25 protein-coding genes and 2 tRNA genes are annotated in these 26,115 nt (G+C 66.5%); 6 read left to right on the top strand and 21 right to left on the bottom strand.

What is annotated here, in order from left to right; translation table 11 throughout:
* Positions 1–7: 7 nt before the first annotated feature.
* The 9 genes from NS6_RS32885 to NS6_RS32840 all read right to left on the bottom strand — a co-directional run bounded on the left by NS6_RS32885 (position 8) and on the right by NS6_RS32840 (position 9,476).
* Complete coding sequence (locus tag NS6_RS32885) at positions 8–1,456, bottom strand: C40 family peptidase (RefSeq protein ID WP_157113073.1); 1,449 nt, start codon at positions 1,454–1,456, stop codon at positions 8–10.
* Positions 1,453–2,271, bottom strand: coding sequence for an NlpC/P60 family protein (locus NS6_RS32880; RefSeq protein ID WP_068050150.1), 819 nt, complete (start codon positions 2,269–2,271; stop codon positions 1,453–1,455). The genes NS6_RS32885 and NS6_RS32880 overlap by 4 nt, the downstream gene beginning before the upstream one ends.
* A 7-nt stretch (positions 2,272–2,278) precedes the next feature.
* Positions 2,279–4,807: an ATP-binding protein gene (locus NS6_RS32875; protein ID WP_068050148.1), complete on the bottom strand. Its 2,529-nt coding sequence runs from the start codon at positions 4,805–4,807 to the stop codon at positions 2,279–2,281.
* Positions 4,807–5,397: a hypothetical protein gene (locus NS6_RS32870; protein ID WP_068050147.1), complete on the bottom strand. Its 591-nt coding sequence runs from the start codon at positions 5,395–5,397 to the stop codon at positions 4,807–4,809. Before NS6_RS32870 ends, NS6_RS32875 begins: the two co-directional genes overlap by 1 nt.
* The gene (locus NS6_RS32865) at positions 5,394–5,657 is read right to left on the bottom strand and encodes a hypothetical protein (RefSeq protein WP_068050145.1); all 264 of its coding nucleotides are present in this window, start codon (positions 5,655–5,657) and stop codon (positions 5,394–5,396) included. Before NS6_RS32865 ends, NS6_RS32870 begins: the two co-directional genes overlap by 4 nt.
* Positions 5,658–5,672: 15 nt before the next feature.
* Positions 5,673–6,617 carry a conjugal transfer protein gene (locus NS6_RS32860; RefSeq protein WP_068050143.1) on the bottom strand — a complete coding sequence of 315 codons (945 nt, stop codon included), beginning with the start codon at positions 6,615–6,617 and terminating at the stop codon, positions 5,673–5,675.
* A 133-nt stretch (positions 6,618–6,750) separates the two neighbouring features.
* Complete coding sequence (locus tag NS6_RS32855; RefSeq protein ID WP_068050215.1) at positions 6,751–7,869, bottom strand: GAF domain-containing protein; 1,119 nt, start codon at positions 7,867–7,869, stop codon at positions 6,751–6,753.
* Between the two features lie 398 nt (positions 7,870–8,267).
* A complete protein-coding gene (locus NS6_RS32845) occupies positions 8,268–9,179 on the bottom strand; it encodes an ROK family protein (protein ID WP_068050140.1) in 912 nt (303 codons plus the stop codon).
* A gap of 45 nt (positions 9,180–9,224) precedes the next feature.
* On the bottom strand, positions 9,225–9,476 hold the full coding sequence (locus NS6_RS32840; protein WP_157113072.1) for a hypothetical protein: 252 nt from the start codon (positions 9,474–9,476) through the stop codon (positions 9,225–9,227).
* Between the two features lie 492 nt (positions 9,477–9,968).
* Here NS6_RS32840 and NS6_RS32835 point away from each other — a divergent pair, with 492 nt between their 5' ends.
* Positions 9,969–10,748, top strand: a complete 780-nt coding sequence (locus NS6_RS32835) for a MerR family transcriptional regulator (protein ID WP_084471671.1) — start codon at positions 9,969–9,971, stop codon at positions 10,746–10,748.
* A 37-nt stretch (positions 10,749–10,785) separates the two neighbouring features.
* On the opposite strand, the gene NS6_RS32830 is transcribed toward NS6_RS32835, so the two are convergent.
* Both NS6_RS32830 and NS6_RS32825 read right to left on the bottom strand, forming a co-directional pair.
* Positions 10,786–10,859, bottom strand: a tRNA-Pro gene (locus tag NS6_RS32830).
* A 37-nt stretch (positions 10,860–10,896) separates the two neighbouring features.
* A tRNA-Gly gene (locus NS6_RS32825) sits at positions 10,897–10,967 on the bottom strand.
* Positions 10,968–11,444: 477 nt separating this feature from the next.
* Between NS6_RS32825 and NS6_RS32820 the strand changes: the two genes are divergently transcribed.
* On the top strand, positions 11,445–12,401 hold the full coding sequence (locus NS6_RS32820; protein ID WP_068050213.1) for a GGDEF domain-containing protein: 957 nt from the start codon (positions 11,445–11,447) through the stop codon (positions 12,399–12,401).
* 19 nt (positions 12,402–12,420) lie between these two features.
* Here NS6_RS32820 and NS6_RS32815 read toward each other — a convergent pair whose 3' ends face one another.
* Positions 12,421–13,233 carry an Fpg/Nei family DNA glycosylase gene (locus NS6_RS32815; protein WP_068050137.1) on the bottom strand — a complete coding sequence of 271 codons (813 nt, stop codon included), beginning with the start codon at positions 13,231–13,233 and terminating at the stop codon, positions 12,421–12,423.
* 5 nt (positions 13,234–13,238) lie between these two features.
* The gene (locus NS6_RS32810) at positions 13,239–13,712 is read right to left on the bottom strand and encodes a ribose-5-phosphate isomerase (RefSeq protein ID WP_068050135.1); all 474 of its coding nucleotides are present in this window, start codon (positions 13,710–13,712) and stop codon (positions 13,239–13,241) included.
* 119 nt (positions 13,713–13,831) lie between these two features.
* Between NS6_RS32810 and NS6_RS32805 the strand changes: the two genes are divergently transcribed.
* On the top strand, positions 13,832–14,875 hold the full coding sequence (locus tag NS6_RS32805) for a M48 family metallopeptidase (protein ID WP_068050133.1): 1,044 nt from the start codon (positions 13,832–13,834) through the stop codon (positions 14,873–14,875).
* Between the two features lie 54 nt (positions 14,876–14,929).
* Here NS6_RS32805 and NS6_RS32800 read toward each other — a convergent pair whose 3' ends face one another.
* The gene (locus tag NS6_RS32800; protein WP_068050211.1) at positions 14,930–15,577 is read right to left on the bottom strand and encodes a mycothiol-dependent nitroreductase Rv2466c family protein; all 648 of its coding nucleotides are present in this window, start codon (positions 15,575–15,577) and stop codon (positions 14,930–14,932) included.
* Between the two features lie 180 nt (positions 15,578–15,757).
* Here NS6_RS32800 and NS6_RS32795 point away from each other — a divergent pair, with 180 nt between their 5' ends.
* Entirely contained in the window at positions 15,758–16,978 is a 1,221-nt protein-coding gene (locus NS6_RS32795) for an NAD(P)/FAD-dependent oxidoreductase (protein WP_068050131.1), read from the top strand.
* A 78-nt stretch (positions 16,979–17,056) separates the two neighbouring features.
* Here the strand turns inward: NS6_RS32795 and NS6_RS32790 are convergent, their stop codons facing one another.
* Complete coding sequence (locus tag NS6_RS32790) at positions 17,057–17,881, bottom strand: phosphoribosylaminoimidazolesuccinocarboxamide synthase (RefSeq protein WP_068050129.1); 825 nt, start codon at positions 17,879–17,881, stop codon at positions 17,057–17,059.
* Positions 17,882–18,008: 127 nt separating this feature from the next.
* Between NS6_RS32790 and pepN the strand changes: the two genes are divergently transcribed.
* On the top strand, positions 18,009–20,579 hold the full coding sequence (gene pepN, locus NS6_RS32785; RefSeq protein ID WP_068050128.1) for an aminopeptidase N: 2,571 nt from the start codon (positions 18,009–18,011) through the stop codon (positions 20,577–20,579).
* A 74-nt stretch (positions 20,580–20,653) separates the two neighbouring features.
* On the opposite strand, the gene NS6_RS32780 is transcribed toward pepN, so the two are convergent.
* From NS6_RS32780 to NS6_RS32770, 3 genes are all read right to left on the bottom strand, one after another.
* Complete coding sequence (locus NS6_RS32780) at positions 20,654–21,118, bottom strand: DUF5130 domain-containing protein (RefSeq protein ID WP_068050125.1); 465 nt, start codon at positions 21,116–21,118, stop codon at positions 20,654–20,656.
* The gene (gene ctaJ, locus NS6_RS32775) at positions 21,105–21,398 is read right to left on the bottom strand and encodes an aa3-type cytochrome oxidase subunit CtaJ (RefSeq protein WP_068050209.1); all 294 of its coding nucleotides are present in this window, start codon (positions 21,396–21,398) and stop codon (positions 21,105–21,107) included. The genes NS6_RS32780 and ctaJ overlap by 14 nt, the downstream gene beginning before the upstream one ends.
* A 124-nt stretch (positions 21,399–21,522) precedes the next feature.
* Positions 21,523–21,954 (bottom strand): globin, encoded by a 432-nt coding sequence (locus NS6_RS32770; RefSeq protein WP_068050208.1) that lies wholly within the window; start codon positions 21,952–21,954, stop codon positions 21,523–21,525.
* Between the two features lie 281 nt (positions 21,955–22,235).
* Between NS6_RS32770 and NS6_RS32765 the strand changes: the two genes are divergently transcribed.
* Positions 22,236–22,964, top strand: coding sequence for an HNH endonuclease (locus NS6_RS32765; protein WP_174552663.1), 729 nt, complete (start codon positions 22,236–22,238; stop codon positions 22,962–22,964).
* A 287-nt stretch (positions 22,965–23,251) separates the two neighbouring features.
* Here the strand turns inward: NS6_RS32765 and NS6_RS32760 are convergent, their stop codons facing one another.
* From NS6_RS32760 to NS6_RS32750, 3 genes are all read right to left on the bottom strand, one after another.
* Positions 23,252–23,944: a DUF8185 domain-containing protein gene (locus NS6_RS32760; protein ID WP_068050124.1), complete on the bottom strand. Its 693-nt coding sequence runs from the start codon at positions 23,942–23,944 to the stop codon at positions 23,252–23,254.
* On the bottom strand, positions 23,917–24,363 hold the full coding sequence (locus NS6_RS32755; protein ID WP_068050204.1) for an acyl-CoA thioesterase: 447 nt from the start codon (positions 24,361–24,363) through the stop codon (positions 23,917–23,919). Before NS6_RS32755 ends, NS6_RS32760 begins: the two co-directional genes overlap by 28 nt.
* A 41-nt stretch (positions 24,364–24,404) precedes the next feature.
* A partial coding sequence (locus NS6_RS32750) for an NAD-glutamate dehydrogenase domain-containing protein (RefSeq protein WP_174552662.1) occupies positions 24,405–26,115 on the bottom strand: 1,711 nt, incomplete at its 5' end.

Raw genomic sequence — 26,115 nt, 5'->3', positions numbered from 1 at the left:
TGCCGGATCAGTCCGCCCAGCGCCGCGCCGCGAAACTGCTCGGCAACGAGGTGACTCGGACATCCTTGCCGCGGCTCGGTGCTTCCACGCACTTGCCGTCGCCGATGTACATCATCACATGCCCCATCTCCCCGTTCTTGTAACTGCTTTCGGGGAAGATCAGGTCGCCGGGCTGGATATCCTTGTTCGCCACCTTCGGCAGCGAATTCATTTGGTCGTCGGCGACGCGGGGAATGTTCACGCCGGCTTTCTTCGCCGCGTACTGCATGAGACCCGAGCAGTCGAAGCTGTCCGGCCCTTCGGCCCCCCAGACATAGGGATCTCCGACCTGGTTCAAGGCAGTTTTCACCGCGTGCTGTGCGCGGGCGGATCCGCCCTTGCTCCCGGCGTTCCCGGCTTTGTCCTTACCGGAGGCAAATTTCACCCCGCCCGGAAGATCCTTGCCCATGAGGTTGTACAGGTACTGGTTGGTCAGCTGCTTGATGGCCGAGGCGGCGTCACCGGCATTCGCGGACCCGCCGGCTACGATCTTGTGCGCCGCTTTGAGGGCCACCGTCAGAATCTGACGTACCTTCTGCTGGCCTTCCTTCGTGTACGCCATCGGGCCGAGCTCGGCCAGGGCCGCGTTGACCTGATTCAACAGCGAACGCACCGCGCCCTTGTCGACCTTGTTCGATCCTGCCAGCCCGGAAATGTACTCGAGCAGTTGTTTGTCCAGGTTGTTGAACGCTTTTGCCGCATTGTCCTGGAACAGCATCCTGGCCTTCAGCATGGCCGGACCTTCGCCGCGGGCAGACTCCGATCCGCCGAGGTCCTCCTTCAGTTTCTTCGCTTCGGGGTCCTTCGGCTCGCCTTCGCCGTACATGTCCTCGAGTAATTTCAGAACCTTCATCGCGCGCTCGGCCTCCGGGGACATTCCCGACGCGCCGGCTTCGGCTGCAGGTGCCGCGCCACCGCCACCCGTCAGACCCGAGAGTGCTGAACCGATCATGGGCAGCAGGGCCGTGCCCGCCATCATCGCCATGGGCGCCATCCGCGCCAGCATTTCGGGGTCGACCAGCGGCTCGGGATCGGCATCCTCACGACGATCGGCCACCGGGGCCGCCGCGGGCGCATGCCCGGCGGCCGGGGGCGCCGATTGCTGAACTTCTGCTGGTGCGGGTAGGCCGGGCAACGGCAGAGTCGGCAGCCCTGGTAACGCGAGACCGGGTGGCGGCGCGGCGATGGGCGCCGGGGCGGGCGCAGAGTGGGCGACCGGTGTCGCGGTAGGGCCGGCCGTTGTAGCCGGGCCGGGTGGCGCTGCCGGTGCACCGGGTGCGTTCGCGTTGCCGCCGCCGGCCCCCCACCGCCTGCGCTCACCTGTCCACGGAGATCCGGTGCCGGTGGCACCGTCGTCGTCCGGATTGTCGTCGAACTCGGCCTCGACGGCGAACGGCCCGATTTCCGCGCTGGTCACGACGCCTCCCACAGTACCCGCTTGATCTGGATGTGACCCGCGCCGGAGATCCTCGACCGGACGAACTTCCCGTCCTCGATCGTCACCAGCTCACCGGATCCCAGCGCGATTCCGGCCCGGGTCGCGGCGTTGTCCCGGTAGTCCCAGAACACCAGATCACCGGCCGATATCGCTGCGAGATCCACTGCATGCCCGCAGAATGCCTGTTCCCGCAGGTTTTCCGGCAAGATCACCGGATCGGTGGAGGCGGTGTCACCACAGTTTCGGACCTCGGACACGCGGGGCGCACGGCCCGGTACACACTGCCCCGAAGAGCCAGCCACCGAGGCGCTGTAGATCACGTCTCGAACGTAGTCCGACATCTCCGCCGCACCGCCTGCCTCGGGATACTGCAGGGCGAGATCCGCGGCGCATACCGCGGCGGGGCCATTGGTGACATTTTGCACGGCCGGGCCCTGGCGGGGCGCCACCGACATGGCAGAGGCGCATTCCCGATCGCGCGGGGTGGCATCCGGGTCGTCGGCCGCGAAGGTCAAAGACGCGTAGGGGTTTCCGGTGGGCGTGGGGGAAGCCGAAACGGGTGCGGCCGGAACCGATACGACGCTGGTGGTGGCCGGGGTAGTGGGCGTGGTACCGGTGGCCGGTCCGAGCGCAACATCGCACTGCAGCCCGAAATCCTTTTTCACCATCGAAGTCCACTCCGCGAACGGCGCCCCCACCAAGAGCGCGGGCCCGCCGCAACAACAGAGCAGCAGCGAAGCCAGCACCACGATCAGCTTCTTCTTCGACACCACCACAACCGATCCACCCGCCACATCCCGCTCACCGGATCACCTCCGGTTCCCTCCGGGCGGTACGGGGCGCCACGCTCGGCGTACTGGTGATGGCCTCCGCCCGGTCCGTACGGGCCGGGCCGAGGACTTTGCCACGCCCGATCCTGCTCAACGCGTCCCGCATGAACATCTCACCGCGACGTTCCTCCGGAACCTGCCGACCGGCTCCCACCGGTGGCGAGGTCTCCTCCCGCAAGGCTTGCAGCAGGTACGGGGCCTCTTCCAGGTCCACGCCCAGCCATTCCAGACTGTTGCGGGCCAGCGTTTCGTCCCGCTGCCGGAAGACGAACCGGTTCGGGATCAGGTTGTGCGCCGCCCCCTGGAAGTCGGTGGCGGGATCGTGGGAGGCCAGTCCGATGGCGGCGAGGTGTTTACGGCCGTCACGACTGAAATCCGAAGTCACCGACGCACCGACCTGGGTCTGGGTGAAATGGTGTGCCTCGTCGCCGACGAGGAGCCCGAAGCGTCCGTTGTCGGACAGGAACGCTTCTCGCGCCGTCACCCCGACCAGCTCGTACAGGGCCGTACCCAGCCGTTTGGTCAACGGCAGCCGGTTGTAGAGATGCGGGGTGGTCAGTTCCTCGGCGGTCGGCAGGGCCAGCTTGTGGCTGCGGACCACGGTGGCGGCGGCGTCCAGCCGGATCGGTGCGAGACTCGGGTCGAACAGCACCGGCACTCGTTCGACGATGGTTCCCAGCCTGGACGCGAGATCCGAGTACTCGTCGAGAGCCCCGGGCTCGTCACGCAACCGGCACACCACCCGGTAGAGGTCCAGCAGGCTGGTGATGTGGTGCTCGGCGATTCCCTTGGGCGACAGCAGGTTGCTGATCACTGCACCGGTACCCGACGTGGGTGACAGGTCCAGCAGCGGCAGCACGGAATCCAGAGCGCGTTCCCCGGCGACGCGCGGATCGAACAGCCGCAGCGGATCCAGCGAGACCGAAGGGTTCGCCAAGTCGATGACCACGGCATCGTCGATGGCGGAAGCGAAATGCTCCCATTCCCCGACCTGGCTTCGGTCGATCGCCAGGAACTGCCCGCCCATATCGTGGACGAGCACGGCCATGAGCTTCAGGAAATATGATTTGCCCGAACCGAGTTCGCCGGTGACGGCGAAGGAAGCGGAGAGGTCGTGCAGCGCGGCCTCCATGATCCCGAAATGAATCGGCTCGAAATGCCCGGACAGCAGATTGAGTCCGATCACCGGGCCGCTGTCGTCACCGATCTGACTCGTCGTGAACGGAACGAACCCCGCCCACATATCGGAGGGCACGATATGGGCGAAATCGTCGAATGCCCGCCGCGGCGGACTCCCGGGAACCAGCAGCGACCAGAGATCGACCTGCGCCCCTACCGGCGTGACCATCTCCACCTGGAAGCGCTTGTAACGACGGCGCAGCGTGTTCACCGCGTCCATGGTCTCGTCGTGGGAGGGCCCACCCACCGCGATGACGGTGGTGAAGGAGACCTCCGATTCGCCGCCGTTGACCTCGAAGTGCTGGTTGTACTCGCCCAGCATCTGCGCTTTGGACATGAGGGTGTTCTGCGCGAACGAAACCTCCTGGTCGCGCTGGTCCATCTGTTCGCCGAGGCGGCGCAGATTCACCTCGTTGCTCTTGAGTACCTGATCGGCGGGTTTGGTGGAGATCCGCATACCCCAGTCGACGGTGACGGCGCCGCCGAGGCCGTCGATCACATTCAGGAACTCGCTACCGCCCGGGAACGCCATGCCCGAATAGGGGAACGACCGCGGAGTCAGCATCGCCTGGTAGGACGGCCGGTATCCGGTGTCGGGTTGCACCACTTTGATCACCGGGACGAAAGAGGGGCGCACCCTTCGCTGGGAATCTGCCCGAGCGCCTTCGTCCAGCGCCGCGGATTTGAACACCGCCGCCGTCGCGTCGTCGAGCGCACCGGCGCGGGTCGGCGCCACCGGATCACCGACGGCTCCACGCGCCAGGTAGTGCTCCCACAGCCACTGGAACATTGCGGCGGGCACCGGCACCGGTTCGAAATCCCCGCCGATCCGGGACAGGATCTCGTTGGCTTCCTCTTCATAGGAGTCCAGTTCGGCCCGGGAAACGGCGGTCGCGTCGATCGTCGTCGTGCTACCTCGCCACATCCGGGAAAGTGCCGATATCCCACTGGTACTGGCGGTGCCGACCGGTATGGAGATCAGGTAGATCCGGGTCTGCGGGGAGATGGCCCGCACCCGCTCATAAGAGGCGAACACCTCGTCGGCGTAGTCGACGCATTCGTCCAGATCCACGCCCTCGACCATTTTGCTCAGCACATCGAGAGTGTTCTGCCGGGCCTGGATCCCCAGCAGCAGCGACCCGTTGGGCAGATTGTTGATCAGGGCGTGATGGGCGAGTTTGACATCGAACTTATCGGCGGCGTTGCGTAGACCGTATCCGAGCGCCGTGATGAAGTACGTGGCCGTGACGAGGCCCGAATGCGTGAACTGAAGATGCCCGCGGATCGCGGCCGTGGGTTGCAGGTCCCGGTTGAATCCCATCAGCGGCCCTCTCCGTTCGTCGGCCGCCCCCCGTTACCGCTGATCATCGTCCGCCAGCGGGATGACGGTGTGGGTGAGTCCACCGCTTCCACCGCACGCGAATTCCGATTGGTACTCAGCAGATCCAGCAACTGCCCGCCGCGGGCAGATACGCGCCGGCCGCGGCTCGGCCGGGCACTTCCCGGCGATGGTTCGTGCGGCAGGATCGCCACCACGGTCTCCTCGACGAACATGGTGATCCGGGCCGATTCGGGTGTCACCGGCATACCCGAGGCGAGAACCGGTTTCGGATAGCAGATCAACCGCGCGAACCAGACCACCCGCGAAAACAACCGCACACCCGTATACGGGACGAGGCCCAGCCCGAAACCGAGTACGGCCGTGAGCGCCAGCCCGGCCAGGAAGGTGATCGCCGGATTCGCCGGCAGGGTCATCGCCGCCGCGCCCGTAACGATCAGTCCGATGGCGACACCGGCCACTTGCGGCAGGGTGTAGGGCCCGAACGGCAGTTTCTGCCCGTTCTGGGCCTTGCCGATCATGGTGGGAACACGTTTGACCGGCGTGAAAACCTTGATCACCTGAGGGGTCACCGATAACCGCCCCCGACGGGGTGGTCCGGAACGATCATATTGGCGTCCGCGCGGGCGAAGTTCACCAGCGTCGGCAGCATCCAGAACAGTACGGCGGCCAGAATCGCCGACCCCGCGACACCGAGGATCTTGGCCGGGGACAGCTTGGATTTCGCAGCCTCGGAGATCAGCACGGCCATCGATACGATGGTGATGAGGATCAGTCCGGCCCAGCGTACGAATACCAGGATGCCGTAGAGGATGTTGCTGAGATTGCTCATGGTTGCCGCCTCGTATCAGTTCTGGGTCGCCGGGGGGATCTCCGCGGTGGTCGTCGGTGCTCCCGTAGTGTCGCCGGTGGCCGGGCCGGTGTCCTCCCCTGGTGGTACGACGAGCGTCAGTGGCTCTTTCAGTGCCGGCAGTGTCTCGATGGCCCGCACCTGCCACTGGCCCTCACCGCGGACCATGGTGAGCGGATAGACCAGCGCGGGCGCCGTCCCGGAGGCCCCTTTCGGAGTCACGGTGGCCAGTACCTGTGCACTCGAGCCGGCGGTTCCGCAGGCGGAGTCCTCGGCGGTGACGGTCACCGTGCTGAGTTCGGTGAACGGCGCCGGGCGCAGCGCCGAGAGTCCGGAATCGACGGTGACATAGCGCGCCACATCCCCCGCGCCGGCCAGATATGCGCTCAGGAATCCGGTGGCGACCTGGGCGAAGGCCGTCTCCTCACCGCACGGTGCCGAATATGCCTGCGCCAGATCCGATCCGACCGCGGGCGGTTCCACCGCGGCGGGCAGGGTGAGTGCCCGCAGGCTGCCCTCGGAGACCGATACCGGGACCCGGTAATAGTGGCGCGCAGCGCCCGATCCGGGCCTGCCCGTCTGCACCGATACCGTCACCGACCACACCTCGACCGTCCCCGCGTCGAGTGTGCGGGATAGGTAGACCACCAGCGGCGCACTCACCTGTGCACCTGTTTTCGGCAAGGAGATCCGCTGTGTCCCGTCGACATAGCGAGCCAGTGCGTCCTGATCGTTCGCGTCGGCGCTCAGATAGGCGACGACGAAATCCTGGGCGAACGATGCTGCCAGACTCGCGTGCCCCGTGACCCGCACCATCTCCTCGTCGCCCGGCGGGGCGGGGTCGGGAGCGAAGAAACTGTAGACGGCATGCCCGCCGCCGAGAACCGCGAGCACTGCCAGAACGACGACGACGATATTGTCGCGACGGCGCCGTGCAGCCATCTGGCGAAGCAGTGCCTCGCCCGAATCCGCGCGTCTAGCCGCCCCAGTCCTCACTCTCGGAATGGTAGAGAGCGGCCTGTCCATCACCGTAAAACATCTTCCCAGGCATGGGGACCCCGGAGGATGGTCGTTCTCAAGACACCGAACTGTGCCGTAACCGGCCCGCCAGCCGGAACCGCAGCTGATCGTCGTAACCGATCGGCCCCTCCGGGGTCCCCAGACCCGCCGGATCCGGTTCCATCACCGGGATATCGTCGGCCACGCGCACCATCTGGGCGATGGCCAGTTCCCGGTTGGAAAATCCCGGGTACGGATACAGCAGCAGCGAGGTAGGGGTGTAGCCGCCGCTGTAGTTCAATGCCCTGACCGTCACACCGGCACTTTCCCCGCCTCGGACACGGGCCCCGAGTTCCACCAACCGGATCCGATCGTCGGGATGGAAAACATCGACCGGGCGGAACAGGTAGTCCCAGCGTAACCACGGCGCCGGATCGGTGAGCCAGTGGGAGATACTGGTGTACCCCAGTTGGACGACCGCGAGATGGTTACCCGCGCGGCGGTGCGCCTCGCGCAGACCGACGCTTTCCAGAGTCGGCCAGATGGCAGGATTGCTCTCGGAAGTGATGTCCTCGATCAGCCACCACGCGCCACGAGTGTGTTCGTCGTTTCGGGCCCGCACGGAGATCCGCCAGCGGGTTGCCCGCCCGGCGGCACGCAGGACAGTGACCTCGAATTGCATTTTCTCCCCGGACTCGGGGCAGTACAGCAGATCGAGGACTTCCGCGTGCCGGTCGAATGCCGAGATTCGATGGAAGAATTCGGCAATCGACATACGCGGTACGTACTCTTCGGGCGCGGTACCCGACAGCGTGGTGATCCCGCTCGGCTGAGCCAGGGTCTGGCTGTCCAGATCCCAGATCGCCCCTGCCGCCGCGGGTAAGGGCGGCACCGGGCCGTCCGCCGGCCCGGCCCACCAGCGCACCGCGTGCACTTCCCCGGCAGGCCCGAATACCGGCCGGACCATCAACCGGTGCGGCCCGGATCTGGTGGCGAAGGTGCGGTCCAGGTCGATGGCGCCCTCGATGGCGGTGCGCAGGGCCTCGGTGATGTCGCCGGTGGTCAATCCGTCGTAGAGGGCTGGGGTACGTGCAAGCTGTCGTTGCAGTACGCGGCGCCAGTCGGCGAACTCGCGTGCGGTATCCCCGACCGACGCGACCGAGAACCCTTCCGGCGCCAAAGTTTCGACCGTCACCCAGGGGATCACTGCGCCCTCTCATCGCGTGCGTCCAACCGTTTCGCGGCGTATGTCGCTATCGAGACAATGTCCGCAGAAGATAATGTACCGTTACACAGCGGTACGCTCAACAGTGAAATCGCAACCGTTATGACAGCCGGCGCCGAGTCCGGCCCCGGGCGCCGCCGGAGAGGGCCGACCGCCCAGCCGGCCGAACCGGCAATGATGCGGAAACCTGCACGAACACGGCCGATTCGAGTCTTCGATGAATGGTCCACACCGAAAATCGAACCCGCGATCAGTTTGCCATGAGCGCAATCGGCGGGAGCGTTAACCCCGGGCAATCCACCCGGTCAGCACTCCGGCCGCCGAGCAGCCACGCCGGCCGCAGCTACGGCCGGCCCGCCCGGTGAGACCTATTGCGCGGTGCGCGGATCCTCGTTCTGCGAGGTCAACGCGATAACTCCCGCGCCCGCGAGTAGGCCCAGATCCGCCAGCTCGGAGGGAACTACCCGCAGCCCGGGCAGGAAGGGCAACCGCGCGTGCATCGCGACCGCGCTGTGCAGCGGTTTCCACAGCCCGGAGCCGGCGGTGGCGATAGGCCCACTGACAACCACCCGATCGATATCCAGCAGCGCCGCCACCGAGGCGATGGCCCGGCCCACCGCGGCCCCGGCCCGTTCCAGCGCCGCCACGGCGATACGGTCCCCGGCCTGCGCATCCGCCGCGAGATCCGCCACCGTATCCCCACCCCAGCCCTGCTGCCGCGCCCAAGCCGTCAGCGCCGGCGCACCTGCCACCGATTCCAGGCAGCCGCGGCCGCCACAGCCACAAGGGCCGTCGTGGCCGGGTACGAGGACATGACCGATCTGGCCGGCGTTCCCCGTCCGCCCGACCACCACGAAACCGCCGACCATCACCCCGCCGAACACCGTCTCCGACAACTGGATCGACAGTGAATCCATGACCTCACGAGTCGCGCCGAAATGCCGCTCGGCCAGCGAAAGGCATACGCCGTCCAATGCCATCGCGACGGAGGCGGCGGGAAACAGCTTCTGGACCGATTCGACCAGCGGAAAACCGGCCTGCCACTCCTGCACCTGCGCGGGCGCCACAACACCGGAGCTCATATCGATCGGCCCGCTGGAGGCGATTCCCACCGCGGTGACCTCACGGCCCGCCGCGATATGGAGAAGGAGTTCGCGCACCTTGCCCCAGGCACCCTGTCGCGGTACCGGTATCTCCTGGACCCGGTCGGAGCCGACACCGTCGGCGATCTCGATCGCAGCCAGCCTGGTCGCGCCGATCTCCAACGCCAGAATTGTCATCTACGCACCACCAGAACTAGTTCCGCGTTTGCTCCAGCAGCATAGTCAGACAGCGGCGGTTCCCGCCGGGCAGAGCGGACGCCCCAGCACAATATGCCGTTTGGGAGCACCGGAAACCACCGCACCGTGAGTGGGGCGCGGGCCGTTGCGGATGATCCGCATCGGTCGTTTGTGATCGATCGGCACGGTACGGTGCCGGTCCAGGTTCTCGATGACGTTGCCCGAGTTGTCGTAGGCGATGCCCGCCCAGATCATGGCGCGCGGGGCATCGCCCCGCTCGATGAGAGTCTGCGCCAAACGGGCACACTGTTCGAACAACGGGCAGTCATAGCAAATACGTACTGCCGAATGCCATGCGTCGGGGGTGCCGGAATCCAGGTCCCAGCTATCGGGAACCTCGGCGCACGGTGGGCGCTGCGCCGACTTGACCGATGCGGAAGGGGCTTGCGCGGATATCCGCGACTTGTCCGTTGACCGAGGTAGGACAACGCTCAACGACCGTGCTCGTACTGTGCTCATCACCGTCTCCGGAACTGCCGAGGGCACGCCGGGGGTACCGATACGTGTCCCGTTGGTCGGGCGGATCGTCAGGGCTGATCAACAGTCCCCGGAAATCAGCTGATGTCAGCTGTATCACGACGGTAGAACACCGACCGGCACGGACGCAAGACCTCGTGCCGCTACTTAACGGCACGTTGACGTTCATTTCACAATCTTTTAGCCGCCGCCCATCGGTTCGTTTGGTTATGGACCGTTTATCTACGGGCCGGATTATGGTTTCCTATAGGTATGCCTGGCGAATCCGAGTACACGATCGACGAGCTGGCGCGGGCCGCCGAGACCACCGTGCGCAGTGTCCGCGTGTACCACGAGCGGGGACTGCTGCCCTCGCCCGACGTCCGGGGACGCATCGGCTACTACGGGTCCGACCATCTCAACCGGCTGCAGACCATCAGCCGACTGCTGGGTCGCGGAATGAAACTCAACGGCATCCGGGAACTGCTCTCCGCCTGGGACCGCGGTGACGGCCTCGCCGACGTACTGGGCGTCACCGATCAGAACCCCGGCGCGACCGCCCACCCGGCACCGGACCATCCGCCCCAGCCGGAACCCGAGGAGCCGGCCTACGAACTACCCGAGTACGTACAACAGGCACTCGCCGCCAGCGACGACCCGTTCGACGTCTACCGGGTCACCAACCCGCGGTGCAGCGATCTGGCCACCCGCCTCGACGACGCGGGCCTGCCCCCCAACGTGACCTTCCAGCTCATCGAGCGCCTCCGCACCGATTGCGACCGCATCGCCGACCGGTATGCCGCCGATGTCTTCCATATCCTCGCCGGAAAGAGCTACGAGCAGTCCGAACGAAATATCAAGGACCGCACCAAACTGGAGACCGACCTGGCCATCGCGCGCCTCATCGTCACCCGCGCCGCGTCGGAGCTGATCGACCAGGCTTTCGGACGCCGCGCCGAACTACCTGTGGAGACTCCGCAACCGCCACGCGCCTACCCCGTCCGGCGGAACGGGGCACCCAACGGTAAGCAACCGTCCCGGGCGCGTAGCTGAGGCACCGGAGTCGAATCCGGGAAACCGGCGAGAAAAGTCGGGGTGACAGGATTTGAACCTGCGACCACCCGCTCCCAAAGCGGGTGCGCTACCAAGCTGCGCCACACCCCGTAGTGCCCCCGAAGGGGCGGTTTCCGGTCTCGCAGAGAGCGGGTGACGGGAATCGAACCCGCACCATCAGCTTGGAAGGCTGAGGTTCTACCATTGAACTACACCCGCATACATCCGGCACCGGTGGGATCGCCACGATGCCGCGTGCATGAGCGACTGTACCGAATGCCACTTTCTTTTCGCCAATCAGCCCCCGTTCCGGGTCCCGGCGCATCATCCGGGGCAGCCGCCCACGCCCCGTGAGCCGACAGCCCGAACCGGCATGATCGACCGAATGGACACGGCGGCCGGATACTCCACGGCGCTGCGCACAGAAATTTCGCGAAAGTGTGTAACACCGGCGGATTCCGGACGATACGCCAGAGATTGCTGTTGTTCCGGGGTTCGAGAACTTGTTCTAGAACACAGGTCTCCGGGCCCCACCATCTTGCTACGATCTTCTTACCGGACGGGGTATCTGGAAAGGGGGCGGTGGCGTGCACCCGACAAGGTGGACCATCCGCACAGCAGTACGACACAGCCGGGTGGCCCCGGCACCGAAGCCGCACATTCGCGGCGCGATTACCTTCGCATGTGGTGATCGCAATGGCTGCTGAAAGTCGGCCACCCGTCCATTCCACCGCTCACGAATGGGCCCTGGCGGCCGGGGCCCGGCCCGATGCCGGTCTCACCGCCGCCGAGATCGAACCTGTTCTCGTCGAGATCCTCGAGCAGCTACTCGAGCTCACGGTGTCCGATCCGTTCCCGATCCGCGCCGCCCGCCGGCTCGGAGCGCGGCTGTGCGCGGAGCCGCTGCACCAGGTGCGGATGCTGGCGCTGGTGACCCGTACCCTGCTGGGTTTCCCTGCCGGACCACGCGGCTCCCTGGTGGCGACCCAGTGGCCGCTGGTGGCCAGTCAGGCCATCGACAGCTACGCCCAGGCGCTGCAGGAGCTGGCGCTGGCGCAGCAGAAGAAGAACTTCTCCGACGAAGCCACGCAGCGGGTACGCGAATTCGCCGCCCTCCAGCAGCGGCTCGAACACGAAGCCACCCATGACGCCCTGACCGGTCTGGCCAACCGGACATTGCTCCGCAATCGGGTCCGGCAGATGGCCGATCATCCGCAGCGCGGGGTCGGGCTGCTGGTTGTCGATCTGGACCGGTTCAAACAGATCAACGACAACTACGGTCACGCCGTCGGCGACGAGGTTCTGGTCGAACTGGCGCAGCGCCTGCGCGAGGTCGCGCCACCGGGGACCGTGGTCTGCCGTTACGGCGGGGACGAGTTCGTGCTGGCGGCCGGTCTCGACAAGGACCACGTCCCCGAGCTGGCCGCGAATATCGTGCTGGCGCTCAATGATTCGGTATGGACCGCGGCCGGTCCGGTACCGGTATCGGCGAGTGTAGGCACCACCTATTCGCCCCCCGAGGACCGCGCCGAGCTGGCCGAACTGCTGCGCCGCGCGGACCTCGCCATGTACTCGGCGAAAACCGCGGGTGGCCGCCGGTACGTCGGCGCCGAACCCGCGGGCGAGGCTGTCGATACCGCCGTGGCCGGCTGAGCGGGCCGAACAGGCAGGCTCAGCCGGGCTGGCACCCAGCGCACCAGAACAGGTTCCGGCCCTCCAGGACACTGTGCCGCACCGGCGCGGCACAGCGGCGGCACGGCTCACCTGCCCGCCGGTAGACGTAGGTACGGGGCCGGTCGGCAGCATAGGACGGCGCACCGTGATCGTGTTCGGGACGAACGACGTGCATCTTCCCGCGGCGCACCCCTACCCGCATCAGGCCGGCCAGATCCGCCCACAGCGCCGACCATTCGTCCCGGCCGATCCCGGTACCGGCTCGCGACGGGGAAATACCGTGCCGGAACAATACTTCCGCACGGTAGACATTACCGACCCCGGCTATCACGCTCTGGTCCATCAGCAAGGAGCCGATACTGCGCCGGGAGCGGCTGATCCGCACCCAGGCCCGGTCCGGGTCCGCATCGGAACGCAGCGGGTCGGGTCCGAGCCGGGCGACGAGCGCTGCCATCTCAGGCGGTGCCAGGACTTCGCAGGCCGTCGGGCCGCGCAGATCGGTGCCGAACCCGGATCCGTCGCGGCCGGACCCGTACATCCGCATCCGCACCTGTCCCACCGGCTCCGGCATCGGCAGTCCGGATTCGATGAACGTCCCGTAGAGCCCGAGATGGATGTGGACGAACAGTTCGCCCTCGTACTCGTGCAGAAGATGTTTACCCCACGCCTGCGACCGCAGCAGGGTACGCCCGTCCACCCGGGCGGCACCCGCGGCGAATTTCCCCTGCGGACTCGACACCCGCACCACCGCACCGGCCAGGCGCCGTTCGTGGCGGCGGGCGAGCCGGTGCAGGGTATGTCCCTCCGGCACTCGCGTCAGGAGGTAGGCAGCGCGGGCGCTTCGCCGGTCTTCTCGTAGGCGGCGAGGATATCGATACGGCGCTGGTGGCGCTCTTGCTCCGACCACGGAGTCGTCACGAAGGCGTCCACGATCTCGAGCGCCTCCTGCTGCGAATGCATCCGGCCACCGATACCGATCAGCTGGGCATTGTTGTGTTCGCGGGCCAGCCGGGCGGTTTCGACGCTCCAGGCCAGCGCACACCGCGCCCCGGGCACCTTGTTCGCGGCGATCTGCTCACCGTTACCGCTACCACCGAAGACCAGTCCCAGACTGCCCGGATCGGCGACGGTACGGCGGGCCGCCTCGATGCAGAAGGCGGGGTAGTCGTCGAGAGCGTCGTAGACGAGGGCGCCGCAGTCGACGACCTCATGACCGGCCTTCTCGAGGTGATCGGAGACAACGTTCTTCAATTCGAAACCAGCGTGATCGGCACCCAGGTATACGCGCATGCCGCGATTGTGTCAGGCCCGGAAACGGCCGATGACGGCGGGCAGGCCACGCCTGCGGAACCCGGCGCAACCATCCGTACCCGGCCGGGCGAACGGGGAGGTCCGCTTAGAGTCGGGGTATGCAGCCGCACGACCCACAGCAACCGTCCGGGTCCGGCCCCCACTGGGCCGCGACTCCGCCGGAGCCCGGGCCCTACCCGTGGCTCACCGACCGTCCGGGCGCTCCGACGGCCCTACCGGCCGGTTATCCACCGCCGCCGGGGCCGGCGCACGAGCCGCGTGGACTGTCACCGTTCGGTATGCCCGCCCGGCACAGCTGGGAGATCCCGCTGCTGACCGTTGTGGTGCTGTTCACGGGGGTCGCGTATCTGCTGGCATTTCTGCTGCTGGCCCTCGGCGCCGTCAACGAGTACATCCTGATCCTGGTGGGAGCGCCGCTGCTGATCTGGCTGGGCCGCGGGCTCAACTTTTCGCGCCAGCGGGTCAACGGCGTGAAGATGTCGCCGACCCAATTCCCCGAGGGCTACCGGATGGTGCAGGAGGCCGCGGCCCGGTTCGGTATGGCATCGGCGCCGGATGCGTACGTCGTACTCGGCAACGGGCAGATCAACGCGTTCGCCTCCGGTCACGGATTCCGCCGCTATGTGGTGGTCTACAGCGACCTGTTCGAGGTCGGCGGCGCCGCCCGCGAACCGGACGCACTGGCGTTCATCATCGGTCACGAGGTCGGTCATATCGCGGCCGGGCACACGTCCTATTGGCGGCAACTGGGGATGTTCCTCATCCCGTTCCTGCCGATCCTGGGTAATTCGCTCATCCGGTCACAGGAGTACACGGCCGACAACCACGGCTACTGCCACCGGCCGCAAGGCGCGGCGCCGGCAATGGGCACATTGGCAGCCGGCAAATACCTCAACACCTCGGTGGGTTTCGACGAAATGGCCGACCGCGCCGCCCGGGAACGCGGTTTCTTCGTCTGGATGGTGAACGCTATGGCATCCCATCCCGTGCTCACCTGGCGGATGTGGGCGTTACGCGACCGCAGCAGTCACGGCCGATTGTTCTGGCGGCCCGGATCGGGGTCACTGCCGCTCACCCCGCCACCGCCCCCGCCGGGAACTCCCGGCGGCCGGCCGGTGACGATGTCGAAAACTCTGTACTGATCCGGGCCCGGTGACCGATTCCGGCCGGGCGGCGGGAATCGGTCGGCGCGATCTTCAGTCGAACTGCGGATCCTCGTCACGGGTGCGCTTGAGTTCGAAGAAGTGTGGGTAAGCGGCCAGCGTGACCACCGCGTCCCACAGTTTGCCCGCCTGCTCGCCACGCGGGATCCGCGACAGCACCGGACCGAAGAACGCGACCCCGTTGACGTGGATGGTCGGCGTACCGACATCGGGTCCGACCTTGTCCATCCCGGCGTGATGGCTCACCCGCAAGGCCTCGTCGTAGTCGCCGCTGTCCGCGGCGGCCGACAGTTCGGCCGGCAAGCCGGCCTCGGCGAGCGCGTCGGCCAGAATCGCCGCGAAGGTGCCCCGGAGATCGCCCTCCTGCTCGAACTCGGACCGGCGGTCGTGGAACCGGGTGCCCATGGCGGTGTACAGCGCCGGCAGAACATCGTCGCCGTGCTGCTGGGCAGCGGCGATCGCGACCCGGACCGGGCCCCACCCGCTCGCCATCAGTTCCTGATATTCGGGCGGCAGATCACGTCCCTCGTTGAGCACCGCCAGGCTCATCACATGGAAACGGGTCTCGATATCGCGCACCTTCGCCACCTCGAGGATCCAGCGGGAGGTGATCCAGCACCACGGGCACAGTGGGTCGAACCAGAATTCGGCAAGGTCCAATTTATCGGCCGTATCGGTCACGGGCGGTTCCTCTCCTTCGGTCCTCGACGGGCACTGCGCCGCAGTCCCGGCCTCCCACCGAGCAACCGCCGCCGCGCCGATTTCGTTCCCGATCCCGGCGATCATCTCCGCCGGCCTCAGTAGGCTGGCCCCAGAGGTTCGGATCGTCGCTGAAACATCTCACGACAAGGGAGTCCGTCCATGACATCTGCACAGCGTTTCGTGATCGCCGGCGCCGGCCTGGCCGGGGCGAAACTGGCACAGGAGTTGCGCGGCAACGATTTCGACGGCCACATCACGCTCATCGGCGCGGAGGAGCGGCTGCCCTACGAACGCCCGCCGCTGTCGAAGGAGTATCTGGCCGGGAAGAAGACCCTGGACGAGTTCACCGTGGCCGACTCCGCCTGGTATCGGGACCACAATGTGGAGCTGCTACTGGGCACCGAGGCCACCACTATCGATCGGGGCGCCCGCACGGTTGCGCTGCCGGACGGTTCGACCCTGCCCTACGACAAGCTGGCCCTGGCCACCGGTGCCGCATCCCGGTCGCTGCCCGTCCCGGGCGCCGACGCGGCGGGCGTGTACACCTTGCGCACCGTCGAAGAATCCGACGCACTGGTCGAACTGTTCGGCACCGCGCGCCGGCTGGTTGTCATCGGGGCGGGTTGGATCGGGCTCGAAGTCACCGCGGCGGCGCGCGCGGCCGGCGTGGCGGTGACCGTGGTCGAAGGGGCCACCACACCGCTGCTGGGCGCGATGGGCCCGGAGATGGGTGAGGTATTCGCCGACCTGCACCGGGAGCACGGCGTCGAGTTCCGGTTCGATGCGCGCGTCGAGGAGATCACTGTTTCCGACGGCCGGGCCGGCGGTGTGCGGTTGGCGGACGGAGCCGTATTCGATGCGGACGCCGTCCTGGTCGCGGTGGGTGCGCGACCCCGGATCGAACTCGCCGAAGCCGCCGGCCTGCTCACCGGCACCGGCGTTCTCGTCGACGCCGGACTCACCAGCAGCGATCCGAATATCGTCGCGATCGGCGATATCGCGGAACAGCAACACCCGGTACTGGGCCGCCGCATCCGTGTCGAGCACTGGGCGAACGCACTGAATCAGCCCGCCGTGGCCGCCCGGACCATGCTGGGCAAGGCTGCCTTCTACGACCGCCTCCCCTACTTCTTCACCGACCAGTACGACCTCGGTATGGAGTACACCGGTTTCGCCGCCCCCGGCGACTACGAGCGAGTGGTCGTGCGCGGAGATCTCGGCAGCCGCGAATTCGTGGCGTTCTGGCTCGACGATCAGCAGCGGGTCCTGGCCGGGATGAACGTGAACATCTGGGATGTCGGCGATCGCATCGAAGAACTCATCCTCTCCGGCGACCCGGTCGACCCGGACCGGCTGGCCGACACCTCGACGTCCCTCTGAACAGCAGGTCCCAGCACAGCGTCGCGGCCGGATCGCCGCGGCGGCCACTGATCGGACAGCAACAGCCGCGGGAACGCCTCACCAGGTACGGCCGGTGATCAGCTCGTAGGCCTGGACGTATTTGTTCCTGGTGGCGGCGACGATATCGGCCGGGATCTCCGGGCCGGGCGGTTCCTTGTCCCAGCCGGTGGACGTGGCCCAATCCCGGACGAACTGCTTGTCGAACGAAGGTTGCGGCCGGCCGGGCTCCCATTCACCGGCCGGCCAGAATCGGGAGGAGTCGGAGGTCAGCAGTTCGTCACCGAGGGTGAGAACATCACCGTCCCAGCCGAATTCGACCTTGGTATCGGCGATGATCACGCCCCGCTCCGCGGCGTGCGCCGCACCCCGGGCGTACAGGCCGAGGGTGCGGTCGCGCAGCTGCTCGGCGATCTCGCGGCCCTCTTGATCGACGACCTGGCCGAAAGTCATCGGCTCGTCGTGCCCGGTGTCGGATACCTTCGTGGTCGGCGTGAAGATCGGTTCGGGCAGCCGGTCACCTTCGCGCAGTCCCGCAGGTAGCGCCACCCCGCATACCGAACCGCTGCGCTGATATTCCTTCCACCCCGACCCCACCAGGTATCCGCGCGCCACGCATTCCACCAGCACCATCTTCAACGGCTTCACCCGCACGGCGCGGCCGGCGAATTCCGCAGGCACATCGGTGGTGGACAGCACATGGTTGGGGATATCGGCGAAGAACTCGAACCACCAGTTCGAGAGTTGCGTCAGCAGGGCGCCCTTGTCCGGGATCGGCGTGGGCAGCGAAACGTCGTAGACCGAGACCCGGTCCGAGGCAACCAGCAGCAGCGTCTCACCGTCGGCGTACAGGTCGCGCACCTTTCCGGCGTGCACATGCTTCACGTTGCGGCTCCGATCCTCTGGTTCTCGACTGGAGTCGAGTCATACGACTTGACTCCAGGCAAACCTTACCGACGTGGCATTGTGGACAGCGCTCGTGCCCGCACCTCTGTGTAATCGAAGGAGCCCGATGTCCGCACCGAACCTCACCCGCGAACAGGCGATCGAACGCGCCGGCGTCGTCTCGGTCGAGAACTACCGCATCGACCTCGACCTGACCGACGGAGCGGGGAAGCCGGGCGAGCAGACGTTCTTCTCACGCAGTACGGTCACGTTCACCGCGAAGCCCGGTTCGCAGACCTTCATCGATATCGTCGCCCGCGGTATCCGTTCGGCGGTACTGAACGGCAAACCTCTCGATATCGCAGAGTACGACGAGTCGACCGGGGTCCCGCTGCCCGGCCTGGCCGAACGCAACGAGCTCGTGGTGGAGGCCGACTGCGAATATTCGCACACCGGCGAGGGCCTGCACCGGTTCGTCGATCCCGCCGACGATGCGGTCTACCTGTACTCGCAGTTCGAGACCGCGGATGCCAAACGGATGTTCGCCTGCTTCGACCAACCCGATCTCAAGGCCACCTTCGATATCGAGGTCATCGCGCCCGCCGACTGGAAGGTGATCTCCAACGGTGCCGGTAGCGCCGAGGCCGGCCGGCACCAGTTCGTCACGACCCCGCTGATGAGCACCTATCTGGTCGCGCTGATCGCCGGTCCGTACGCCGAATGGACCGATACCTACACCGACGATCACAGCAGCATCCCGCTCGGTATCTACTGCCGCGCCTCGCTCGCCGAATTCATGGACGCCGAGCGGTTGTTCACCGAGACCAAACAGGGTTTCGGTTTCTACCACGAGAACTTCGGCCTCCCCTACGCCTTCGGCAAATACGACCAGCTGTTCGTGCCGGAGTTCAATGCCGGCGCGATGGAGAACGCCGGCGCGGTGACCTTCCTCGAGGATTACGTCTTCCGGTCCAAGGTCACCCGGGCCTCCTACGAGCGGCGCGCCGAAACCGTGCTGCACGAAATGGCGCATATGTGGTTCGGCGATCTGGTCACCATGAAGTGGTGGGACGATCTGTGGTTGAACGAATCGTTCGCGACCTTCGCGTCCGTGCTGTGCCAGGCCGAAGCCACCGAGTACACCAGCGCCTGGACCACGTTCGCGAATGTCGAGAAGTCGTGGGCCTACCGGCAGGATCAGCTGCCCTCGACCCACCCCGTCGCCGCCGATATCCCCGACCTGGCTGCTGTCGAAGTGAATTTCGACGGCATCACCTACGCCAAGGGTGCGAGCGTGCTGAAACAGCTGGTGGCCTATGTCGGGCTGGAGCCGTTCCTGGCCGGGCTGCGCGCCTATTTCGCCGAGCACGCCTACGGCAACGCCACCTTCGACGATCTGCTGGCTGCCCTGGAGAAATCCTCCGGACGCGATCTGTCCGACTGGGGCGCGCAGTGGCTCAAGACCACCGGCCTCAATATTCTGCGGCCCGATTTCGAGGTCGGCGCCGACGGCAAGTTCACCTCGTTCACCGTGATCCAGGAGGGCGCCGCCCCCGGAGCCGGCGAGCAGCGCGTGCATCGGCTGGCGATCGGTGTCTACGACGATCAAGAGGGCAAACTGGTCCGCACGAAGCGGGTCGAACTCGATCTCGCCGCCGCCGAACGCACCGAAATCCCCGAACTCGTCGGCGTACCGCGCGGCAAGTTCGTGCTGATCAACGACGACGATCTCACCTATTGCTCGGTCCGCCTGGACCCCGATTCACTCGACGTCCTGGTCAACCAGATCGCCGATATCGCCGAACCGCTGCCCCGCACCCTGGCCTGGTCGGCGGCCTGGGAGATGACCCGGCAGGCCGAGTTCCGGGCCCGGGATTTCGTCGCGCTGGTACAGCGCGGTATCGGCGCGGAATCCGAGATCGGGGTGGTGCAGCGACTGCTCATGCAGGCCAATACCGCCCTGCGCAGCTACACCGATCCGGAATGGGCCGATACCACCGGCTGGCAGGATTACGCGAATCGCCTGCTGGAGCTGGCCCGGGAGGCCGACGCGGGTTCCGACCACCAGCTGGCGTTCGTCAACGCTCTCACCAGCGCGAAGCTGTCTGCGTGGCATACCGAGGTCCTGCGTGAACTGCTCGACGGCGACCCGGCCGGAGTGGGTCTGCCCGGTCTCACCGTCGATACCGACCTGCGCTGGCGGCTGCTCACCGCGCTCGCCGCGGCCGGGGAGCTCGACACCGGCAGCGCGGACACCACCCCGGCCATCGACGCCGAGTTGCGCAACGACGAAACCGCCGCGGGCCGCCGGCAGGCCGCCACCGCGGCAACGGCGCGCCCGATCGCCGAGGTGAAGACATCGGCCTGGGCAACGGTGATGGAGGACGATTCGGTGCCCAACATCACCGCGCGCTCCATCGTCAACGGTTTCGCGCCCGCCGGACAGGACACCCTGCTCCAGCCCTTCGTGGAGCGGTACTTCGCGGAAATTCCCGCGGTGTGGGAGCGGCGGTCCAGTGAGGTCGCGCAGACCGTGGTGATCGGTCTGTACCCCGCCTGGGCGATCAGCGAAGCAGCGGTGGCCCGCGCCGGCGAGTTCCTGGCCGGCGATCATCCGCCCGCCCTACGGCGGCTGGTGAGCGAAGGCAAGGCGGGAGTCGAGCGGTCGCTGCGCGCCCGCGCCTTCGATATCTCCTGACCGGAGACGGCAGACGGCGCGTCCACCTACTGGTGGACGCGCCGTCGTCGCCGATAGCGAGCGCTCCCGGAAGGTCAGCGACCGATGGCGGCCGCCATCACGCGGACCGCCGAAACGAGACCGTCGATCAGCTCGCCCTGCCGTAGCGAACTCAGCGCGGCGGTGACACCGAGCTGGCACACCCGGTCATTGGCCCGCTCGGCCACGTCCCGGCCGGAGCGAACCTCCACGGCGTGGTCGTTCGGGGAGACAGCGATGAGCACCGAACGGGCTGCCTCGGGCATGCTGGGGAACAGTGTGTCCACCGCAGCACCGGCATCGGGACCGAGGTCGCCGATATAGACGTTGAACCGGACCTTGGTGGCACGGGTCGCCTCGGTGAGCACATTGTCCATGGCCAGCCGCTCGTCGTTGTCGAACGGCGCCTCCTTGAACACGTCACCGGCCTCGTGCACCCCGGAGACCCGGCCGCTGGTGGTGATCACATATCCCCGCGGCAGTTCGGACTCGACCACCGCAGGCCACTTAGTACTTGCCACTTGCCCGGCCTCCGATCAGCGCTTCCTGGGGGGATTCGAGGGCGTCGAACGCCACATGCGAACCATGCGACGATTCACCGGCATCGTAGGAATGACCGCGTCCGGTGACCTCATCGGTAGCACTCCACAGCACCGGCGGGGAGGTCCACTTCTTGCTCATATCGAAGTGGACCGGCTTCTCACCGGGCAGCGGCTTACCGAGATACGACAAACCAGCGATTATGAGGTAGATCCCCAGTGGGATACCGGCGAAAATCGCCACTGTCTCGAGAATGCTCACACGATAACGGTAGACGATCCTCTGTAGTAGATGGTGCACCGGTGGTGTGCTGTGTTCTCGGCGCCGGAGTGTAGGGGCGTACAGCGGCAACAGCTACCTGGATCACCCTGCGAGGGCGAAAGGGCTACCAGGTGGTGTTCATCAAGGAGTTCGCGGCCATTTCCAGGTAGTCCAGCAGCTGGCGGCGGTGGGCGTCATCGAGGGTCTCGGGTTCGATCTCGGCGACCGCGATCCGCATACAGCGCAACCAGGCGTCGCGCTGGACGGGCCCGATCTCGAACGGCATATGCCGCATACGCAGCCGCGGGTGGCCCCGTTCGTCGGAGTAGGTGCGGGGCCCACCCCAGTACTGTTCGAGGAACATGCGCAGCCTGCGTTCGGCCGGGCCCAGGTCCTGTTCGGGATACATGGGCCGCAGGATCTCGTCCGCGGCGACCTCGCGGTAGAACGTTGCCACCAACCGATGGAAGGTCGCCTCCCCGCCGACGGCATCGTAGAAGGAGATCGTGGCCTGTTCGCCGGCCGGATCACCGGCAGCCGGAATACCCGCAGTCATGAACCCTCTCGTTTCGCTGGATGCGCCGTCCATTGTGCCCGTGTCACCGCGGGTTCGCAGATTCGGCGATATACCCGTACCGTCGAGGGAGTATCCGGCCACTCCGATACGGCCGGACCCCGCCGGCGTCTTCGACTCGGTTGACCTCGGACGTCGCTTCAGCGGCAGTTCACCAGCCATTGTGCAAAATAACCGTGCACTCCGGGGCGTTCCATGGTCAACTGAATCTTGTCTCGCGGCGAGATACCACATGATCTTGATACGCAGAATTTGGGGTCGACATGAAGCAACGGACCGGCGCCCGATCACCGGAGGCGATGCGCCACCGACAACTGAAGCCCGCCGACGTCCACGCTCGTGGGTCGGGGGCTCCTCCGCTGCAACTGCTGTCCGATCATGCGGTCAACCGGCACACTTCCGAGACCGCAGCCGATATCGATTCCGCTCGTTCTCGCGGCGGACCCGCCGTACTCCACTCCCCCCAGCAGATCAACTGGCTCAAACGCCGCGTCCTGCTGCTCAACGCCACCTACGAACCGCTCACCGCGCTACCCGCTCGTCGCGCCATCGTGCTGCTGGTCTGCGATAAGGCCGACGCGGTCCATCACGACCCCACCGGCCCGGTATTGCACTCCGCCGGGGCCACCGTCACCATTCCCTCGGTCATCCGGCTGCGCACCTATGTCCGTGTCCCGTACCGTGCCCGAGTCCCGATGACCCGCGCCGCCCTCATGCAGCGTGACCACTACCGCTGCGGCTACTGCGGCGGTAAGGCAGAAACCATCGATCACGTCATCCCCCGCAGCCGCGGCGGCGAACACAGCTGGGAGAACTGCGTCGCCAGCTGCGCCCCCTGTAACCACCGCAAAGCCGACAAACTGCTCAGCGAACTGGGCTGGCCCCTGCGATCCCCGCTGGTCTCCCCGAAAGGCCCGCACTGGCGCCTGCTGTCCACGGTCAACGAACTCGATCCGGTCTGGTTGCAATACCTCGGCGAGGGCGCGGCATAGTTCCGGCACACCGCGGCGCAGGCCCTTCCCTCTCCAGCTGCACAACCGGGAAGACATTGCAGATCGGCCGGACCGTGCGCCGGCCGCCATCCCGCCGGGCGAGCTGGGCACGTTCGGTTCGGGGCAGCGGGAATTCTCGAGTATCGCTGTGCGCTCGGCGCTGCCGTGGGCAGAGCCGACTCGGACCGGCGACCCAGAACTCTGCGCGACCGCTCTACGAGTCGGGTGCCGGTAAGTACGTCGCATTCGGGTGGACCCGGCTGCGCAGTCTGCGTGTGTGAAGACTCTTATTGGGGAGTCAGCGAAATGCTCCCAGCCCTGCGCCGGGCGACGGAACCGTAGCGGGCATCGAGGCGGAGCCACGTTCTGGTCGCACGGACGCGGACCGACTCCTCCGGCGGGATCCGGTTCGCCTGCGCACGGTCTCCGGAGTGCGGGATGAAACCCATGGAGGTGAGCGCGAACACCACCCGCATCGGTATCTGTACCTCGTCTTCGCCGGCCGAGACGGTGATCACCGTCTGATCGAGCAGTGACGCCGGCGGGCCGTGGTTCGATCCGTGCTCCTTGGCCAGATCGGCTCCGCGTTCGGCCAGCTCCACCAGGGTCCGGGCGGGCAGGTCATCGATATGGCCGAAGCCCGTGGCGGGCGGCAGAGCGCCACGCCAGGCCGAATCCAGGGAGTAACCGAGGTCTATCGGGCCAGGGGCGTTCAGGGCGGCCAGTACCGTTTCGGCGCCGACTGTCGCATCGTCGACCATGAGTTCGGCACCGACCGTGCGGGTGGCCAGCGCTTCGAACCCGGTGGCGACCCAGGCAGTCACCATCCCTTCTCCACGCCGGCGCAGCCGCACCACCGCAGCCGGGTCCAGCCGCTGGGCCCGGGTGAGGAATGTGGCCAGATTCTCGCGCTCTGCCGGATCCGGTACGGACAGGACCCGCTGGTCGGATATCACGACGGGCTCGGCACCGCGATCCATTGGGCCAGGTAGTCGCGCTCGGCCGCAGTGAGCCGGCGCAACCGCTGGGTTTCGATATCGAACGCGGCCAGCTGGGTGGTCGCGGTGACTGCGGCGGGTGATCCGGGGGCTGCGTTGGCGGCGCGCACCTCGTAGGCGACAGTGAAATCGACGGCCCGCAACTGCTCGATCCACATGGCGATATCGAGCGGTGTGTCCTCGTGCCGCAGCTGGCCGCGGTACTTGACGTGCAGATCCGCCAGAACACAGCCGTTGCGCAGCGCCACCGTGGGGCAGTCGTCCTCGAACAGCCAGGGGATCCGCGCTTCCTCGAGCAGCGTCACCATACGAGCGTGGTTGACGTGCTGGAAAACGTCCATATCCGACCAGCGCACATGGACGGCTGTGTGGAAGCGCGGCGCCGGGGCGGCCGGGGCCACCTCAGCACCTGCACCGTTGCTGTTGTGAGAAACAGCGTTCGTCACCGTGGTACCTCCGATTGGGCACCCACCCCACTCACCATGCTGCGCACCTGCCGCGCCGCAACCGACAGCGTGGCGAGATCGTGGGTTCCGGACTCGAACAGTTCCGCCAACGCCGCGCGGGCGCGACCGAGCCGGGACTGATTCTTGGACTCCCAGTATGCAATCTTTTCGTCCGCGCTCTCCTCCGGGTCGCCGCCGGAGAGCACATCGAGAGTGAGCGAGCGCAGCGAACTGTACATATCGTCGCGCAAGCTGAGCCGGGCCAGCGCGTGCCAGCGATCACCGCGTTCCAGATGACTCACCGCCTCGAGCAGCCAGTCGATCTTGAGATGCTCGTTCAGCGCGTAGTACAGCGAACCCACCTCGTCACCGGAGCGGTCGGTGATGTCGGCGATATCGACGATATCGAGCAGCGGGAACAGGTGCAGCAGCCCGAAGACCTCGGTGGCCAGATCCAGCGGCGCCCCGTGCGCCACCAAATCGGCCGCGTGATCCGTCAGTGTCGTGACATGGTGCCCGCGCAGCCAGCTGGGCACCTTGGGCGCGAGTTCGCTGATACCCACCCGGTACCGGTTGATCTCCGCGCCCACGGCGATGGGTTGGGGGCGGTTGGTGAGCAGCCACCGCGAGGCCCGGTCCAGTGTGCGTTTGGTTTCCAGTTCGAGCTGGTCGCGTACACCGACCGAGGTGTCGGCGGCGCGGATCCGGGTCCAGATCTCGTGCAGCCCGAAGATTTCGGTGACAGCCGCGAACGCACGCACCGTATCGGTGGCGGTGGCACCGATCTCCTCGCCGAGCCGGAAGGTGTAGGTGAGACCACCGTGGTCCACCACCTCGTTGGCGATCATGGTGGTGACGATTTCCCGGCGCAGGCGATGCTTCTTGATCGCCACGCCGAACCGTTCGCGCAGTGGAGTCGGGAAGTAGTCGGGAAGGCGGGCGCCGAAGAACGCACTGTCGGGCAGGTCCCCCGCCAGCAGGTCGGCTTTCAACGCAAGCTTCACATGAGCCAGCAGATTGGCGAGTTCGGGCGAAGCAAGGCCGGTCCCTTCCTCGAGCCGGCGCTTCAGCACGGTATCGGCCGGCAACGCCTCGAGCTGCCGGTCCAGACCCCGGTGGTTCTCCAGCTCCTCGATCAACCGCCTGTGCACATTCAGCATCTGCGCCGATTCGGCTCGCGAAATTCCGATCAGATAATTCTGGGAAATATTGTCCTGCAACACCATCTGTGCGACTTCGTCGGTCATCTCCGCCAACAACGGATTGCGATCGGCGATTTCCAGCTCCCCCGCCGAGACCACACCGTCGAGCAGTACCTTGATGTTCACCTCGTGATCGGAGCAATCGACTCCGGCGGAATTATCCAGTGCATCGGTGTTCATCTTGCCGCCACCGCGGCAGAATTCGATCCGCCCCAATGCAGTGACACCGAGGTTTCCACCCTCGCCGACGACCTTCACCCGCAACTGATTCCCGTCGACCCTTACCGCGTCGTTGGACTTGTCGCCCGCATCGGCATTGGTTTCGGTACTGGCCTTGATATAGGTGCCGATACCGCCGTTCCACAACAGATCCACCGGCGCCTGCAGAATAGCCCGGATCAATTCCGGCGGTGCGAGAGACACCGTGCTCGCCGGCAATCCGAGCGCCGCGCGGGCCTGCGGAGATATCGGAACCGATTTCACCGTGCGGTCGTAGATTCCGCCG

This window comes from Nocardia speluncae NBRC 108251, from assembly GCF_001613245.1.
Classification (GTDB): domain Bacteria; phylum Actinomycetota; class Actinomycetes; order Mycobacteriales; family Mycobacteriaceae; genus Nocardia; species Nocardia speluncae.
The sequence above is the reverse complement of the archived record's forward strand: the minus strand, read 5'-3'. Positions and strand labels throughout refer to the sequence as shown.